This window comes from Dysgonomonas reticulitermitis (assembly GCF_054601275.1).
This window is the reverse complement of sequence record NZ_BAAHWU010000001.1, coordinates 70,837-85,861: the sequence shown is the minus strand read 5'-3', so window position 1 is coordinate 85,861 and position 15,025 is coordinate 70,837. Positions and strand designations below refer to the sequence as shown.

The 15,025-nt window shown below is 41.2% G+C and carries 14 protein-coding genes; 10 read left to right on the top strand and 4 right to left on the bottom strand.

Features of this window, described 5'->3' with window-relative positions:
- Positions 1 to 197 precede the first annotated feature (197 nt).
- The 7 genes from ACYPZI_RS00290 to ACYPZI_RS00260 all read left to right on the top strand — a co-directional run bounded on the left by ACYPZI_RS00290 (position 198) and on the right by ACYPZI_RS00260 (position 7,611).
- The gene (locus ACYPZI_RS00290; protein WP_459597456.1) at positions 198 to 857 is read left to right on the top strand and encodes an HAD family hydrolase; all 660 of its coding nucleotides are present in this window, start codon (positions 198 to 200) and stop codon (positions 855 to 857) included.
- 2 nt (positions 858 to 859) lie between these two features.
- A complete protein-coding gene (locus ACYPZI_RS00285; RefSeq protein ID WP_459597454.1) occupies positions 860 to 1,756 on the top strand; it encodes a class I SAM-dependent methyltransferase in 897 nt (298 codons plus the stop codon).
- 127 nt (positions 1,757 to 1,883) lie between these two features.
- Complete coding sequence (locus ACYPZI_RS00280; RefSeq protein ID WP_459597453.1) at positions 1,884 to 4,403, top strand: hypothetical protein; 2,520 nt, start codon at positions 1,884 to 1,886, stop codon at positions 4,401 to 4,403.
- A 71-nt stretch (positions 4,404 to 4,474) separates the two neighbouring features.
- Positions 4,475 to 5,380, top strand: a complete 906-nt coding sequence (locus ACYPZI_RS00275; protein ID WP_459597451.1) for a glycosyltransferase family A protein — start codon at positions 4,475 to 4,477, stop codon at positions 5,378 to 5,380.
- Positions 5,381 to 5,651: 271 nt separating this feature from the next.
- Positions 5,652 to 6,587, top strand: a complete 936-nt coding sequence (gene pyrB, locus ACYPZI_RS00270; RefSeq protein WP_459597449.1) for an aspartate carbamoyltransferase — start codon at positions 5,652 to 5,654, stop codon at positions 6,585 to 6,587.
- Positions 6,584 to 7,045 (top strand): aspartate carbamoyltransferase regulatory subunit, encoded by a 462-nt coding sequence (gene pyrI, locus ACYPZI_RS00265; protein ID WP_459597447.1) that lies wholly within the window; start codon positions 6,584 to 6,586, stop codon positions 7,043 to 7,045. The genes pyrB and pyrI overlap by 4 nt, the downstream gene beginning before the upstream one ends.
- Positions 7,042 to 7,611, top strand: a complete 570-nt coding sequence (locus tag ACYPZI_RS00260; RefSeq protein ID WP_459597445.1) for a flavin reductase family protein — start codon at positions 7,042 to 7,044, stop codon at positions 7,609 to 7,611. The genes pyrI and ACYPZI_RS00260 overlap by 4 nt, the downstream gene beginning before the upstream one ends.
- Here the strand turns inward: ACYPZI_RS00260 and ACYPZI_RS00255 are convergent, their stop codons facing one another.
- Together ACYPZI_RS00255 and epsC are read right to left on the bottom strand one after the other, a co-directional pair.
- Complete coding sequence (locus ACYPZI_RS00255) at positions 7,612 to 8,064, bottom strand: hypothetical protein (RefSeq protein WP_459597443.1); 453 nt, start codon at positions 8,062 to 8,064, stop codon at positions 7,612 to 7,614. It abuts the gene before it with no gap.
- A 159-nt stretch (positions 8,065 to 8,223) separates the two neighbouring features.
- On the bottom strand, positions 8,224 to 9,042 hold the full coding sequence (gene epsC / locus ACYPZI_RS00250) for a serine O-acetyltransferase EpsC (protein WP_459597441.1): 819 nt from the start codon (positions 9,040 to 9,042) through the stop codon (positions 8,224 to 8,226).
- 254 nt (positions 9,043 to 9,296) lie between these two features.
- Between epsC and gdhA the strand changes: the two genes are divergently transcribed.
- On the top strand, positions 9,297 to 10,634 hold the full coding sequence (gene gdhA / locus ACYPZI_RS00245; protein WP_459597439.1) for an NADP-specific glutamate dehydrogenase: 1,338 nt from the start codon (positions 9,297 to 9,299) through the stop codon (positions 10,632 to 10,634).
- Between the two features lie 228 nt (positions 10,635 to 10,862).
- Positions 10,863 to 11,594: a monofunctional biosynthetic peptidoglycan transglycosylase gene (mtgA, locus tag ACYPZI_RS00240; RefSeq protein WP_459597437.1), complete on the top strand. Its 732-nt coding sequence runs from the start codon at positions 10,863 to 10,865 to the stop codon at positions 11,592 to 11,594.
- A gap of 45 nt (positions 11,595 to 11,639) precedes the next feature.
- On the opposite strand, the gene ACYPZI_RS00235 is transcribed toward mtgA, so the two are convergent.
- Together ACYPZI_RS00235 and ACYPZI_RS00230 are read right to left on the bottom strand one after the other, a co-directional pair.
- Positions 11,640 to 12,398: an MBL fold metallo-hydrolase gene (locus ACYPZI_RS00235; RefSeq protein WP_459597435.1), complete on the bottom strand. Its 759-nt coding sequence runs from the start codon at positions 12,396 to 12,398 to the stop codon at positions 11,640 to 11,642.
- 6 nt (positions 12,399 to 12,404) lie between these two features.
- Positions 12,405 to 13,262, bottom strand: coding sequence for a hypothetical protein (locus ACYPZI_RS00230; protein WP_459597433.1), 858 nt, complete (start codon positions 13,260 to 13,262; stop codon positions 12,405 to 12,407).
- Between the two features lie 313 nt (positions 13,263 to 13,575).
- Between ACYPZI_RS00230 and ACYPZI_RS00225 the strand changes: the two genes are divergently transcribed.
- The gene (locus ACYPZI_RS00225; protein WP_459597431.1) at positions 13,576 to 14,958 is read left to right on the top strand and encodes a tyrosine phenol-lyase; all 1,383 of its coding nucleotides are present in this window, start codon (positions 13,576 to 13,578) and stop codon (positions 14,956 to 14,958) included.
- Positions 14,959 to 15,025 lie beyond the last annotated feature (67 nt).

Here is a 15,025-nt window from a genome sequence, read left to right as displayed (position 1 = left end):
TAAAACCCATACTTTACGTCATTGCGAGTAGGCGTTAGCCGACGAAGCAATCCGGTAATTTTAATGTAAGCAATAGTTTCAATATTATGAAAATCAACACAATGTAACATTTTGGCTATTTTCGTGCGTTTGCCCTGGTAGAACTATCCATTTATCAAAAAAATACGTACTTTTGTGGCGGAATAATATAAAACAGAATGCATTTTTCAGGAGTTGTTTTTGATTTTAACGGAACATTGTTTTGGGACACGGGTTTGCACAATCGGGCATGGGATATATTCCTGACACGCTATGATTTATTTCTTTCAGATGAAGACAAATTCCGTTGGATGCACGGAAAAAATAACAGCGATCTTTTACAATCTTTATTTCATAATACTCTGACCGAGACGCAAGTGAGTGATTATATAATGGAAAAGGAAAGTCTTTATCAGGAACTATGCCTCGAAACAGATATGCAATTGGCTCCCGGGGCGACAGACTTCCTGGACTTCCTGAAAAGCAACAATATTCCTTTTACAATAGCAACCGCGTCGGGAAAAGAAAATTTGGATTTTTATTTCGAACACCTACCTCTGACAGAGTGGTTCGAGTATGACAAAGTAGTCTACAACAATGGGAAAATCAAGGGAAAACCCGATCCGCAGATATACGAATTGGCAATGGAAATTATAGGTAAAAAACCGGAGGAGATAATTGTTTTCGAAGATGCTATTGCCGGATTGCAGGCGGCGAAAAATGCCAAAACGGGCAAAATTATAGCTGTTAATAGTAACGACGATGATTATAGCGACTGGAAAGATTGCCAGATAATCAAGAGTTTTGATGAAGTAGACCGTACTCAATTTAAATATTGAAAATGAAAGCGATACATACCGATATATGTCCTGTTTGCGGAAATTCCGAATTACTACCTTATCTGTCGTGTAAGGATTACCTTACTACTCAGGAAGTTTTTGATATTTGCCGGTGTAGCAAATGTGGTTTTGCCCTGACGCAGGATTTCCCATCCGAAGATGAAATAGGAAAATATTACGAAGCATCGGCATATGTTTCACATTCCGACACACATAAGGGTATAATTAACACCCTGTATCATTTGGTACGGAAGATTGCTTTGAAGTCGAAGGCTAAGACCGTAATACAATATGCTCCTAAAAAAGCAGGAATGCTGCTCGATATAGGTTCAGGGACAGGTTATTTTTTGAACAAAATGAAGTCGAAGAAGTGGATTGTAACGGGGATAGAAAAATCGGAACAAGCCCGCAGGTACACTAAACAAAAATTCGATATCAACTGTCAGGATTCCGGATACCTGTACGATATTCCTTGCCAGGCGAAGGATGTGGTTACGATGTGGCATGTACTGGAGCATCTTGAGCGTTTAAACAGTGTTATGGATCGTCTTCATGGATTGCTGAAAGACGACGGAACTGTCGTTATCGCCCTGCCTAACAAGGAATCATTCGACGCGGTACATTATAAAGAATATTGGGCTGCGTATGATGTGCCTCGCCATCTGTGGCATTTTTCACCTTCCGATTTCGAGCATCTGGCAAACAGGCATCATTTCAAGATTGTTGCCGTCAAGCCGATGTATTTCGACGCATTTTACATATCCATGCTCAGCGAGAAAAATAAAGGAACATTCCTTGCCGGTCTTGTGGGATTGGTCAAAGGAGGTCTGTTTTTCCTGCGTACATTGAATAATAAAAGACGAAGCAGTTCGCTTATTTATATATTGAAGAAGAAATAACGAAATATCCTCCCTTGTGTCATTTTGAACGAAGTGAAAAATCTCATGAAAATAAGGATGCTTCCTGTCGTCAGCATGACAAAAGAGTATAGAAATAAAGAAAAAATAACAATAAACACGAAATAAGATGATAAAGAAAGAGCAAACCCTACTGAAAACGCTTTTGCCGCACGTAATCGCAGTCGTTGCATTTTTGGCGATAACGATGTTTTATTTCAGTCCGCTGATCGAAGGAAAGGTTCTTCCTCAACACGATGTTACCCAGTTTCAGGGAGCATCTAAGGAGTTGAGCGACTACTATAACAACGAGGGTGAATCGTCTGAATGGACAGGAGCGATGTTTTCGGGGATGCCGGCTTATCAGATCGGTATTTGGGGCGGCAGTCCCAACTTTCTCGACGTACTCGAAACTCCGCTGAAAGCATTAGGAAGCAGTAGTGCCGGAGCTGTATTTACAGCCATGCTGATGGCCTACATCCTGTTTTGTATGATGGGTTTCGGTCCGGTGGTTTCTGTATTAGGCGCGATTGCTTATTCGTTATCGTCTTACAATATTATTATCCTCGATGCAGGGCATGTTACCAAAGCATGGACATTGGCCTATATGCCACTGATCGTAGCAGGCCTGATGGCATTGTTCCGGAAAAAGATATTATTGGGCGGGATACTTTTTGCTTTGGGACTGGCATTCCAAATAAAGAGTAACCACCTGCAAATGACTTATTATACGGGTTTGCTTTGTGTTATTCTGTTTATCGCATATGCCATAGAAACTTTATCGAAAAAAGATGTAAAAACATTTCTGAAAGCGTCGGGCGTACTGGCTATTGCTCTGGTATTGGCTCTTGCCTGTAATGCGGGCAATATTTATGGCAATCTGGAAATGGCAAGGGAAAGTACACGCGGAAAATCGGAACTGACACTGAATAAACCGGAGGCTGCCCAACAATCGGAAGGGTTGGATAAAGATTACGCCTTTGGCTGGAGTTACGGCAAAGCGGAGACTTTTACATTGATGATCCCAAATCTGTATGGAGGCGTCTCCAAACCGTATGATAACGATTCGAAGAGTGTTAAGATATTGACTCAAAAAGTACAATCGGGAGAAATACCAGCCGAGTTTGCCAATCAGGTGGCGCAGGTGATGCGCGAATATTGGGGCGCTCAGCCATTTACGTCAGGTCCTGTTTATTTCGGTGTCATCGTTTGTTTTTTGTTTATTCTGGGGATGATAATTATTCGCAGCAATGTGAAATGGGCATTACTTGCCGCTACAGTATTTTTTATTCTTCTTTCGTGGGGTAAAAATCTGGAATGGTTCAACGACTGGTTCTTTTATAACTTCCCGCTTTACAATAAATTCAGGGCAGTGTCTTCGGCTCTGGTCATTCCGGCTTTAACGGTAGTGATTGTCGCTGTATGGGGAGTAAAAGAGTTTTTCTCCGGCGAAATAGATAAAAAGAAACTGACAAAAGCTCTTTACATATCATTGGGTACAATCGGTGTTATTTGTTTAGTCGCATGGATTGCTCCGGGTATGTTTACCAACTTTGCGGGAGAAAATGATGGCAGATGGAAAGATCAAGTGCCTGAATGGTTTTACCAGGCTTTGCTTGCCGACCGCAAAGATTTACTGACGGCCGATGCTTTCAGATCGCTTCTGTTTGTCCTGCTTGCGGGAGGAGTGATGCTTTTTGCCCTTCGTTCGAAAATGGAAGCGCGGAAACTGGCGTTGTACGGATCTATAGGGATAACAGTTCTGATACTGGCCGATTTGTGGAATGTAGATAAACGATATTTAGGTGAAAAGAACTTTGTTAACAAGTCTACCTATAAAACTCAGACATTCCCGCAATCAGTCGCCGACAAAGCGATATTGCAAGACAAACATCCTTCTTACAGGGTGCTGAACCTGAACAATACATTCGAAGAAACAAGTACATCATATTATCATAAATCGGTAGGAGGATACCATGCCGCCAAGCTAAAACGCTATCAGGAGTTGATCGAACACCGTTTAGGTGATGAGGTAAATCATATAATCGGTTCTTTCCAGTCACAAAATATTGATACTATTACAGCTTCATTTGCCGGTACACCTTCACTGAACATGCTGAATGCCAAATATGTGATCTACCATCCTAGTCAGCCGCCTCTTGTAAACCCATATGCAATGGGTAACGCGTGGTTTGTGGGTGAATACAAGTTGGTGAACAATGCTGATGAAGAAATTCTTGCCCTGAATACGTTAGACGCAGCAAGAACCGCTGTTGTAGATAAACGTTTCGAAAGCGAATTATCAGGCTTGAATATAGTTGCCGATTCTACGGCAACCATTACATTGACAGGGTATAAGCCAAACAAATTGACGTATAAATCGAAAGCCGGAAGCGAGCAGTTGGCTGTTTTGTCCGAGATTTATTTTTCTGACGGGTGGCAGGCTTCTATCGATGGCAAGGAAGTCCCTCATTTCCGTGCCGACTGGACATTGAGAGCGATGCGCATACCGGCAGGCGAACATGAAATAATTTTCAGATTCGAGCCGAAAGGATACCATACCAGCCGTACTGTGACGACAGCATCTTCGGCACTATTGATACTATTGCTGGTAGGGATTATTGTGATGAATGTTAAAAGAATTAAGTAGGATAGTAGGCTGTAGACAGTGAAGAGATTGTCTACTGTCTACTAACTACTGTCTACTAACTACTGAAAAAAATGAAACTATCCGTCATATTCTGTACATATAACAGGGAAAAATACCTGTACAACGCTTTGAAGAGTGTTGCAGAACAGGATTTTCCGTACCAAGACTATGAGATAGTCATGGTGAACAACAATAGTACAGATAGTACGGAGAGTATTTTCAGGCAATTTCAGGCAGATTATCCGCAAGTAGAGTTTCATTACTTCCTGGAAACCAATCAGGGGCTATCCTATGCCCGCAACAGAGGAGTAAAGGAGAGTAGGGGGGACATACTCGTTTTTGTAGATGACGATGCTACCGTGTTCGACCATTACCTTTCCTGTATATCCTGTTTTTTTGAATCGTACCCTGATGTCAGCGCTTGCGGAGGGCCTATTATTCCCGTCTATGAGGTAGAAAAGCCCCAATGGCTGTCCCACTATACCGAGCAGCTTCTGGGGGGAGCATTGTACGAAGGGGATAAGGAGAAGCCGTTCCGCAATGGCAAATATCCCGGAGGAGGAAACTCCGCGTTCAGGAAAGAAGTGTTTGACAAATACGGACTTTTCAATGTAGAGCTGGGAAGAAAAGGGACAGGGCTTATCGGGGCTGAGGAGAAAGATCTGTACGACAGGCTGACCCGGGGAAATGAAGTTTTTTACTATCTTCCGCAAATGGGTATTCACCACTATATCCCTGAAAAGAAATTATCGGAATCTCACTTCAGGGAACTGACGTACTCGATAGGAAAGAGTGAACGGATACGAACAAAAGCTGTTTCGCCCAAAGCATATCGCGGCCGGATGCTGTCGGAATGTAAAAAATGGCTGGGCTCTATTGTCCTGTTCCTTATTTATACAATCAGGTTAACCCCGTCGAAAGGTTGGAAGTTGTTGCAGTTCAGATGGAATGTAACACGGGGATTGCTGGGGAAATAGGGTAGGGCAAACCCAAATTTATTTCGTGCATTTACCCTAATTACTAAAAAAATAATACAAACTATCTCGAAAAAAGTTTTTATCTTTGTAAGAAATAAGATCGTAATTTTATGAAAAGAGCATCCATCCATAATATGAGCCATATGCCTTACGACGATCTGTTTATTATTCACGATTTATTGCGACAATCAGATATTTTGCCCTCGAAGAAGTTTTCTTTTTCGGGGATTTTTTTTGATCTAAAATCATCTTTTCAAAATATAATAACCGTATGAGTAACAAAAGTCTGGTTTCAATTACAGATTATTCGAAAGAGGACATTCTGCGAATACTGAATCTGGCAAAACAGTTCGATGAACAGCCCAACAGAAAATTACTGGAGGGTAAAGTCTGCGCCACTCTCTTTTTCGAACCTTCAACCCGTACACGCCTGAGTTTCGAAACTGCCGTAAACAGGCTTGGAGGGCGGATCATAGGATTCTCCGATGCAGCCACAACCAGTTCTTCCAAAGGCGAAACCTTGAAAGATACGATATTGATGGTAAACAACTATTCTGACATCATCATTATGCGTCATCACCTGGAAGGCGCCGCGCGCTATGCCTCGGAAGTATCGTCTGTGCCGGTTATCAATGCCGGAGACGGAGCCAACCAGCACCCTACACAAACCATGTTGGATATTTATTCGATATATAAAACGCAGGGCACGCTGGAAAACCTGACTATCACCATTGTTGGCGACCTCAAGTACGGACGCACGGTACACTCACTGATAATAGGCATGTCACACTTTAACCCTACATTCCACTTTGTAGCGCCGGAAGAACTGAGATTACCGGATACTTACAAGAACTTCTGCGACAAACGAGGGATAAAATACGATGAGGATATTGATTTTTCGCCCGAGGTAATCAATCATGCCGACATTTTATATATGACGCGGGTGCAACGTGAGCGTTTCACAGACCTGATGGAATACGAGAAAGTGAAGAACGTATACATTCTCAGGAAAGACATGCTGGAAGATACTAAAGATAATTTGAGAATATTGCACCCGCTGCCACGGGTAAACGAGATACAACAGGACGTGGACGATAGCCCGAAAGCTTACTACTTCGAACAGGCTAAGAATGGTGTTTTCACAAGACAGGCCGTTATTTGCGACTCGTTGAATATAAAAGTAGATTCTAACACGACAACAACATGAAAGAACAAAGAAAAGAACTGCAAGTAGCCGCTTTGTGCGACGGCACAGCAATAGATCATATACCAACCAATGTCGTCTTTAAGGTCGTATCTCTGTTGGGATTGGAAAAACTGGACAATCCTATTACAATCGGAAACAACCTTGAAAGCAAAAAAATGGATTCGAAGGGTATTATAAAGATTGCCGACAAGTTTTTCGAAGAGGATGAAATAAACAAAATAGCCCTGATAGCGCCGAATGTAGTCCTGAATATTATCAAAGATTACAGGGTGGTGGAGAAGAAACGGGTAGAACTGCCTCAGGTCATAAAGGGTATCGTAAAGTGCAACAATCCGAAATGCATAACGAACAACGAACCGATGCAAACACGCTTCAATGTCATCGATTGCAAGAACATAGAATTACGCTGCCATTATTGCGACCTCAAAATAAAGAAAGACGAGGTCATCCTGAAATGAAACAAGACTGGAAACCCGGAACATTGATATACCCGCTGCCCGCCGCGATGATTAGTTGTGGCTGCACCGCGGAAGAATACAATATAATAACACTTAGCTGGTTGGGAACCATCTGTACTAATCCGCCCATGTGTTATATTTCTGTCCGCCCCGAAAGGTATTCGTACGAAATCATCAAAAGGAATATGGAGTTTGTGATCAATATTACGACACAGGAGCTGGCTTATGCTACCGACTGGTGCGGTGTAAAGTCAGGTAAAGACTTTAACAAGTTCGCGGATATGGGATTGACTGCCGGAAAAGCCTCCATCGTACAGGCTCCCGTCATTGAAGAATCGCCGTTGAATATAGAATGCAGGGTAAGAGAAATACTCAGTTTAGGGTCGCACGACATGTTTATCGCCGACGTGGTGAATGTAAAAGCGGATGAAAAATATATGAATGCCGAAACCGGCAAGTTCAGTCTCGAAGACGCCAATCCTATCGCATACTCACACGGACAATACTACGAACTTGGAAATAAGATCGGAGGTTTTGGTTGGTCTGTAAAGAAAAAGAAGAGTTGATTATTCTTTCAGCAGTTTATCCAGAAATTCGTCGAATTCGCGATCGAATTTTTCCATCAGGTCATTGTCTATCTTCACAATTGAATCCTCATTGATCAGCAGAAGTTCTTCTATAACGGAAAAGCTATCGTCGGAATAATTCACTGAGAAAGGCTTAAATAAATCGAGGGAAGAAAACATATCCTCATCATCCAGTTGTGTTGTCACTTCTCTGAGCACCGATATAATGGTTTCATCTTCCAGTTCATCCACTTTATTTACCCAATCGAATACGACAATCTCACCGACTTTGTTTTCTTCATCATCATAAAATGCGACCTCTCCGCTTTCCTTATCTACTACTATAAAAATGTCCGTCAGCGAACTTCCATTATAATCAGTAGCTAAAGTAGCTATCGCCTGTTGGAAAGTGGCTTTTATAAGAGAGGCAGGATTTTTACGTACTTCTTCCATCACATTCTATTGATTAGTTGCTACGAAAGTACAAAGAATTATTTAATAAACAGTAAACAGTGAGCCGTAAACAACGGCGCAAAGCGACAAAAACTCGTAACTTACTACTTATTACTTACTACTAACTACTAACTACTTACTACTAACTACTGATTGACATTATATATTAAAATCGAGAATATCACCTTTTGGGCTAAGAGTATTATGTATTCTGATTTCTGCATTTTGCTGTACCAGAGAGTAAGGGACTACGCTTTTTGTCAGCCAGGCGTTTCCTCCTATCACCGAATCGTGCCCCACGACGGTCGTTCCCCCAAGAATCGTGGCTCCGGCATAAATCACCACATTATCTTCAATGGTCGGATGCCTCTTTCTATTGCTTTGGCCCTTGGTTACAAATAAAGCGCCTAAAGTCACACCCTGATATATCTTCACATTGTCACCTATTATAGTCGTCTCGCCAATTACAATACCTGTACCATGATCGATATAAAACGCCCTGCCGACCTCTGCACCCGGATTTATATCTATACCAACCTTAGAGTGGGCGTATTCCGAAAACAAGCGTGGAATGATTGGAGTATTCATTTTATAAAACTCATGGGATATCCGGTAAACCACTTGGGCAAAGAAACCCGGATACGTCAATATCACCTCTTCTACCGATTTGGCAGCAGGGTCATTCAGTGAGTACTCCTCAGCTTCTTCATATAATTGATCCTGCAATTCAGGCAATTTTGCGATAAACTTGTCAACAATTTCCTCAGCTTGTTTACGATCCAGCAAAGCAGTAATATTCTCGACAAGAACCGAATAAAAATAATAAAGTTTTTTTTCCCGCGATTTTTCCTGGTCACATATAGGAAAAAGCACCCTGTGGATAAGTGTATTCAGGGCATCTTCAAGCTCTATCCTGTTTATAGGCAAATGTTTTGATTCGGCTCTCAATTTGCTGGCTATTTTATAAATATTTATCATAACCTCTTCTTTTTTTCAGAGAGACAAATATAACACCTTTCTTTGGAAATTATAACATTTTAATTTCATGCTTTGTTACACCTTGTCATTTTAATCAAAAATAAAAAAAAATCTGTCATTTCATTCAGATCCATTACGTTATGATCAGGCTATTCTATGTTTTAAATCATAAAAAAAACAATAATAAAATGATTTTAAATGCTTCTTTATTTATACATTTGTATAGTTATTTAACTGACTCAACCTTTTAAATCATGAGAATAGATAGCATTTTATCAACACTAGAGGCAAAACACCCAGGTGAGCCTGAATTTTTACAAGCTGTTAAAGAGGTACTTGTATCCATTGAAGATGTATACAATCAGCACCCCGAATTTGAAAAAAACCGTATCATAGAACGTCTCGTTGAACCCGACAGGATATTTACATTCCGCGTTGCGTGGGTAGACGACAAAGGCGATATCCAGGTAAATATTGGTTATCGCGTGCAGTTCAACAACGCCATCGGCCCGTACAAAGGAGGCCTAAGATTCCATGCATCTGTAAACCTTTCAACTCTTAAGTTTTTAGGATTTGAACAGACTTTCAAAAATGCGCTGACTACACTTCCGATGGGAGGTGGTAAAGGTGGTTCCGATTTTAGTCCGAAAGGCAAATCGAATGCCGAAATCATGCGTTTTTGTCAGGCATTCATACTTGAACTATGGCGCAATATCGGCCCCGACACAGACGTTCCTGCCGGCGACATAGGCGTAGGTACTCGCGAAATCGGCTACTTGTATGGCATGTATAAAAAACTGGCAAGGGAAAATACGGGTACATTTACGGGAAAAGGGCTCGATTACGGCGGCTCGCTTATTCGTCCCGAAGCGACAGGGTTTGGAGCTTTGTATTTCGTAAACGAGATGTTGAAAGCTAAAAATATAGACATTAAAGGTAAAACGGTCTCTATTTCAGGCTTCGGCAACGTAGCTTGGGGTGCAGCCCTGAAAGCGACCGAACTAGGAGCAAAAGTAGTTACCATATCAGGTCCTGACGGATATATATACGATCCGGATGGCGTTAGCGGAGAGAAAATCGAATATATGCTCGAACTTCGTGATTCGGGCAACGATGTTGTAGCTCCATATGCGGAAAAATACCCTAACTCTACATTCTATCCGGGCAGAAAACCTTGGGAACAAAAAGTGGATATTGCTTTGCCATGCGCTATACAAAACGAATTGAACGACAAAGATGCAGCTGCTCTTATTGCTAGTGGTGTAACTTGTGTAGCTGAAGTTTCGAATATGGGTTGTACTGCCGAGGCTGTGGATCTGTTCATCGAAAAGAAAACATTGTTTGCTCCGGGCAAGGCTGTCAATGCGGGAGGTGTAGCCACATCAGGTTTGGAAATGAGCCAAAATGCGATGCACATACAGTGGACAGAAGAAGAAGTAGATCAGAAACTTCACCAAATAATGAAAAATATACATGGTCAAAGCCTGAAATATGGTAAAGAGGCCAGCGGATATATCAACTATGTAAAAGGTGCAAATGTTGCCGGCTTTATGAAAGTAGCACGTGCAATGATCGCACAAGGAGTTGTATAGTAAATTAGCCAATTTGAAAATTCGGAGATTCGGAGATGTTTTTGTCGCTTCGCGTCATTGGCATATTTGCTAATCTGCTAATTAGCTAATTCTTCACTGTTCACTGATAGATAGCCTTTCGGACAAACAAAATCCGGAAGGCTTTTTTGTCGTCATATTTTTTCATCCGGCTAACATTAAATTCTCTTAATTGTTATTAACTTCGTACTTTAAAGAGAACAAAAAAGGATGAGAAAGAAAATATTCAGATGGACTGTACGTATCGTTGTTTCGCTGTTCTTATTCAGCATTTTTCAAGTCGTTTTACTCAAATTCGTCCCTGTTTATTATACCCCATTGATGGTATGGAACAATGCCTCACAGCTTTTCTCCGGCGAAAAGGTTGTCTGTAAACATCAATGGGTTCCCCTTGGCGAAATCTCCAAATCGTTACCCTTGGCCGTAGTTGCTTCTGAGGACAATTTATTTCTCGATCATTCGGGCTTCGATTTCGACCAGATAGAAAAAGCGATGAATGAAGCCGAAAAGGGTAAACGCCAGCGTGGCGCGAGTACCATAAGCCAACAGACAGCCAAAAATGTCTTCTTGTGGTCGGGGCGTTCCTACATCCGCAAAGGGCTGGAAGTTTATTACACATTCCTGATAGAGTTGATATGGGGTAAAGAAAGGATAATGGAAGTCTACCTCAACTCCATCGAAATGGGACAAAATATTTATGGTGCTGAGGCTGTGGCACAGGCTCATTTCAATAAACCGGCAAAAAGGCTTACTGCCGGAGAATCTGCTTTGATTGCAGCAACATTACCGAATCCTATCCGGTTTAATTCGGCGAAACCATCGCGTTATATTCAAATGCGGCAAAAAAAGATTCTCGATCTGATGAATAAGGTCAACCCGGTGGATTTTGACAAAGAAAAAACTGAAAAGAAAGCTCCTCCGAAGAAGTCTAAGAAGAAATAAATTTACAATAATTTGCCTCGATGAAGTTATAATACATAACTACTTTTATATCTCTATTTCCAACCCGTCATACGACAGATAGATATTTTCGGGCAATAGTCTTTGCACTTTTTCGTGTAACCCTATATGATGCGACATATGAATGAAATAAGCTTTTCCGGGCCTGATTTTTTCCACTTCGGCCAAAGCTTGTCTCAAATTTAGATGTGACATATGTTCTTCTATTCGCAGGGCGTTTATGACAAGAACATCCAGCCCGTTAAGTTTGGAATATTCTTCTTCGGGAATAGATTTTACATCGGTAAGATAGGCAAAATTGCCAATGCGATAACCTAATATAGGTAATTTGTAATGCAATATTTTTATTGGTTGTATATCTACTCCATGAATAGAAAAAATCTCATCAGGGTTTACTTCATGCAAACGGAAAACCGGTACTCCGGGATATTTGCGTTCACCAAAAGAATAGGGTATCATAAGCTTTAAAGCATTCAGAGTGGTGCTTTCCGAATAGATGTCTACATCGTCGAATTTACAGAATGGCCGTAAATCGTCTAATCCTCCTACATGGTCATAATGTTCATGGGTTAACAAAACTCCGTCTATCGGGGTAAACTCTTCGTTTATCATTTGCTGCCTGAAGTCGGGACCGCAATCGATCAATATTTTCTTTTTTTCAATATGTATCAAAACAGACGCCCTCAAGCGCCTGTCTTTTATGTTGTCTGAGATACATACCTCACATTTACAACCTATTTCCGGGACTCCTGTAGATGTTCCAGTGCCCAAGAATTTAATTTTCATTCTCACTTATTTTTTCAGAATCCACAAATCGGTAAATTTAATACCATATTTATTAAATAGCTGTTCTGTCGTATAAGGATTGGTATACTCCATATATACTCTTCTTATTTTATCACTGGCTTCATGTTCTGTATCATAGCTGCCTATAATAGCATAGTGTATACCTAATTCATTCTGTACAAAGAAAATCTGGTCACTGGATGTCGCAAAGGCTTTTTTCAGGCGCTCGACACCTGCCGGTTTAGACAGGGCTGCAATAATTACGCTGTAATGTTTTAGCCGGTCTCGATCATCCTCATTTATAAATCTCACTTTTACGCGGCGTATCGGTTTTTTTTCTGCATCAAGCAAATGAGCAAAGATAGCCGGAGTCTGGTTTACTTCTACTGCCGGCGCTTGCGGTGCAGAAGGCAAGGTTGCCGGCGCAACATTGCCGGATGCCGTAGTATTGGTTGTTGCAGCAATTGCGGGCGCCGAAGGGATGGTAGCAGTAGTAGCTACACTAGTCTTCATCTCACCACAGTTGCAGTCGTTTGTTAGCTGCTGCCTGTGAGCTGCTGCCTCCCGGTAAACGTCTCCATTTACAATTTCCGAATCATCATATAAAACTTTAAACTCGCTGGAATTTACCTGATCTTGATGTGGCTGTAGACTAACGGAATTATTATAGCCTTGATTATTGTTTTTAGAGGTAGAGTTACTTAGTAAGAGAGAATTATTGTCTCTCAATAATTGATATTCTAAAGCAGAGTACTTATTTACGGTACTATAATGCTCTTTCATCGCTTGGTCTTGTTTTGCTTTACATGAAAAAGTAAAAAGGGAAATAGCAAGCAGTAAAGTTGTATAGAAAAATAGTTTCATATGTCTGACAGATGTTAGTTGTTCGTAAAGAATTACTTGCAAATATATAAAAAAAGAGTAGGAAACAATATTCCGGATCCGATAAACTTGAGCCTAAAGGATGCTTTTAACTATATGTCTCCCGCTAAGTTAAAGTCTACAGCTATGTCTTAAGAAAATGATAAAACGTAAGTGAAATATTGTTTTTTAATATTTGTTTTTCGATAAAAATTACTATATTTGTAAAGAGCGATGCGATATCTTATCAAATGGATAATTAGCCTGCTCTGTGAGTATACTCATTTATATAAAATTTAACCTGAAAATCTATAGTATGGCATTTACCAAGAAACCATGGGCCGAACCCTACCGGATTAAAGTTGTAGAACAGCTGAAGACGACAACGCCCGAACATCGCCTTCAATGTGTGAAAGAAGCAGGGTGGAATACCTTTTTGCTTCATGCCGATGATGTTTATATCGACCTGCTGACTGATAGCGGGACAAACGCGATGAGCGACATGCAATGGTCGAAGATGATGATCGGTGACGAGGCATATGCCGGTAGCCGTAGTTTTTATACATTGGAAGAAACATGCCGCAAATACTATGGATATAAGTATATCGTTCCTACCCATCAGGGACGTGGCGCCGAAAATCTGTTGAGTAAATGTACAATTATCCCCGGACAGTATGTTGCCGGCAATATGTATTTCACAACTACACGCCAGCATCAGGAAATAGCCGGAGGAACATTCGTAGATGTGATTATTGATGAAGCATACAAAAGCGTATCGGATCATCCCTTTAAAGGAAATATAGATCTGAATAAATTTGAAAAACTAATAAAAGAAAAAGGAGCAGAGAATGTAGCTTATATTACTGTCGGTGCACCGGTAAATATGGCCGGAGGGCAACCGGTAAGTATGGAAAATATGAAAGCTTTGTCTGCTATGGCTCACAAGTATGGAATAAAAGTGGTGCTGGATGCTACCCGCAATATAGAAAACGCTTACTTCATACAGCAACGCGAACCGGGCTATAACAAGAGAAGCGTGGAAGATATCAACCGCGAATTTTGTTCATATAGCGATGCTGCCACGGTTAGCGCCAAAAAAGATCTTTATGTGAATATTGGCGGATTGGTGATGTGTAACGATCCTGATTTGTACGATGAATTACGCAGCCTTGTTGTAGTATACGAAGGGATGCCGACATACGGAGGACTGGCAGGCCGTGATATGGAAGCAATGGCGCAAGGATTGATAGAGGCTGTACAGGATGAGACAATTGCCTCGCGCATTAAACAAGTGGAGTATTTTGGCAAATTATTACAAGAAGCCGGAATACCTATTGTATTGCCGATAGGTGGGCATGGAGTGTTTATCGATGCTAAAAAATTCTACTCGCATATTCCTCAGGATCAGTTCCCTGCGCAAAAGCTGGCTGCTGATATTTACGTAGAATGTGGAGTCAGGGGTATGGAACGGGGTATTGTTTCGGCGGGACGAAATAAGGACACCGGCGACCACTATTACCCGGAACTGGAACTGGTACGCCTTACTATCCCTCGCCGCGTATATACTCAGGCACATTTTGACGTGGCTGCATATAGTATAATAGAGATGTATAAGAACAGGCATAATGCCAGAGGATTGAAAATGATCTATGAACCTAAATATCTTCGTTTCTTCCAGGCAAGATTCGAGGAGTTGTGATGTATTTGAATAAACAATGATGACCAATTAGCGAGAAGCAGGTAGATATTTACCTGCTTCTATTTTT

What these genes read in the sequence shown, in the direction of transcription:
- ACYPZI_RS00290 (WP_459597456.1), top strand. Translation starts at nt 198, where the DNA reads ATGCATTTTTCAGGAGTTGTTTTTGATTTTAACGGAACATTGTTTTGG.
- ACYPZI_RS00285 (WP_459597454.1), top strand. Translation starts at nt 860, where the DNA reads ATGAAAGCGATACATACCGATATATGTCCTGTTTGCGGAAATTCCGAA.
- ACYPZI_RS00280 (WP_459597453.1), top strand. Translation starts at nt 1,884, where the DNA reads ATGATAAAGAAAGAGCAAACCCTACTGAAAACGCTTTTGCCGCACGTA.
- ACYPZI_RS00275 (WP_459597451.1), top strand. Translation starts at nt 4,475, where the DNA reads ATGAAACTATCCGTCATATTCTGTACATATAACAGGGAAAAATACCTG.
- pyrB (WP_459597449.1), top strand. Translation starts at nt 5,652, where the DNA reads ATGAGTAACAAAAGTCTGGTTTCAATTACAGATTATTCGAAAGAGGAC.
- pyrI (WP_459597447.1), top strand. Translation starts at nt 6,584, where the DNA reads ATGAAAGAACAAAGAAAAGAACTGCAAGTAGCCGCTTTGTGCGACGGC.
- ACYPZI_RS00260 (WP_459597445.1), top strand. Translation starts at nt 7,042, where the DNA reads ATGAAACAAGACTGGAAACCCGGAACATTGATATACCCGCTGCCCGCC.
- ACYPZI_RS00255 (WP_459597443.1), bottom strand. Translation starts at nt 8,064, where the DNA reads ATGGAAGAAGTACGTAAAAATCCTGCCTCTCTTATAAAAGCCACTTTC.
- epsC (WP_459597441.1), bottom strand. Translation starts at nt 9,042, where the DNA reads ATGATAAATATTTATAAAATAGCCAGCAAATTGAGAGCCGAATCAAAA.
- gdhA (WP_459597439.1), top strand. Translation starts at nt 9,297, where the DNA reads ATGAGAATAGATAGCATTTTATCAACACTAGAGGCAAAACACCCAGGT.
- mtgA (WP_459597437.1), top strand. Translation starts at nt 10,863, where the DNA reads ATGAGAAAGAAAATATTCAGATGGACTGTACGTATCGTTGTTTCGCTG.
- ACYPZI_RS00235 (WP_459597435.1), bottom strand. Translation starts at nt 12,398, where the DNA reads ATGAAAATTAAATTCTTGGGCACTGGAACATCTACAGGAGTCCCGGAA.
- ACYPZI_RS00230 (WP_459597433.1), bottom strand. Translation starts at nt 13,262, where the DNA reads ATGAAACTATTTTTCTATACAACTTTACTGCTTGCTATTTCCCTTTTT.
- ACYPZI_RS00225 (WP_459597431.1), top strand. Translation starts at nt 13,576, where the DNA reads ATGGCATTTACCAAGAAACCATGGGCCGAACCCTACCGGATTAAAGTT.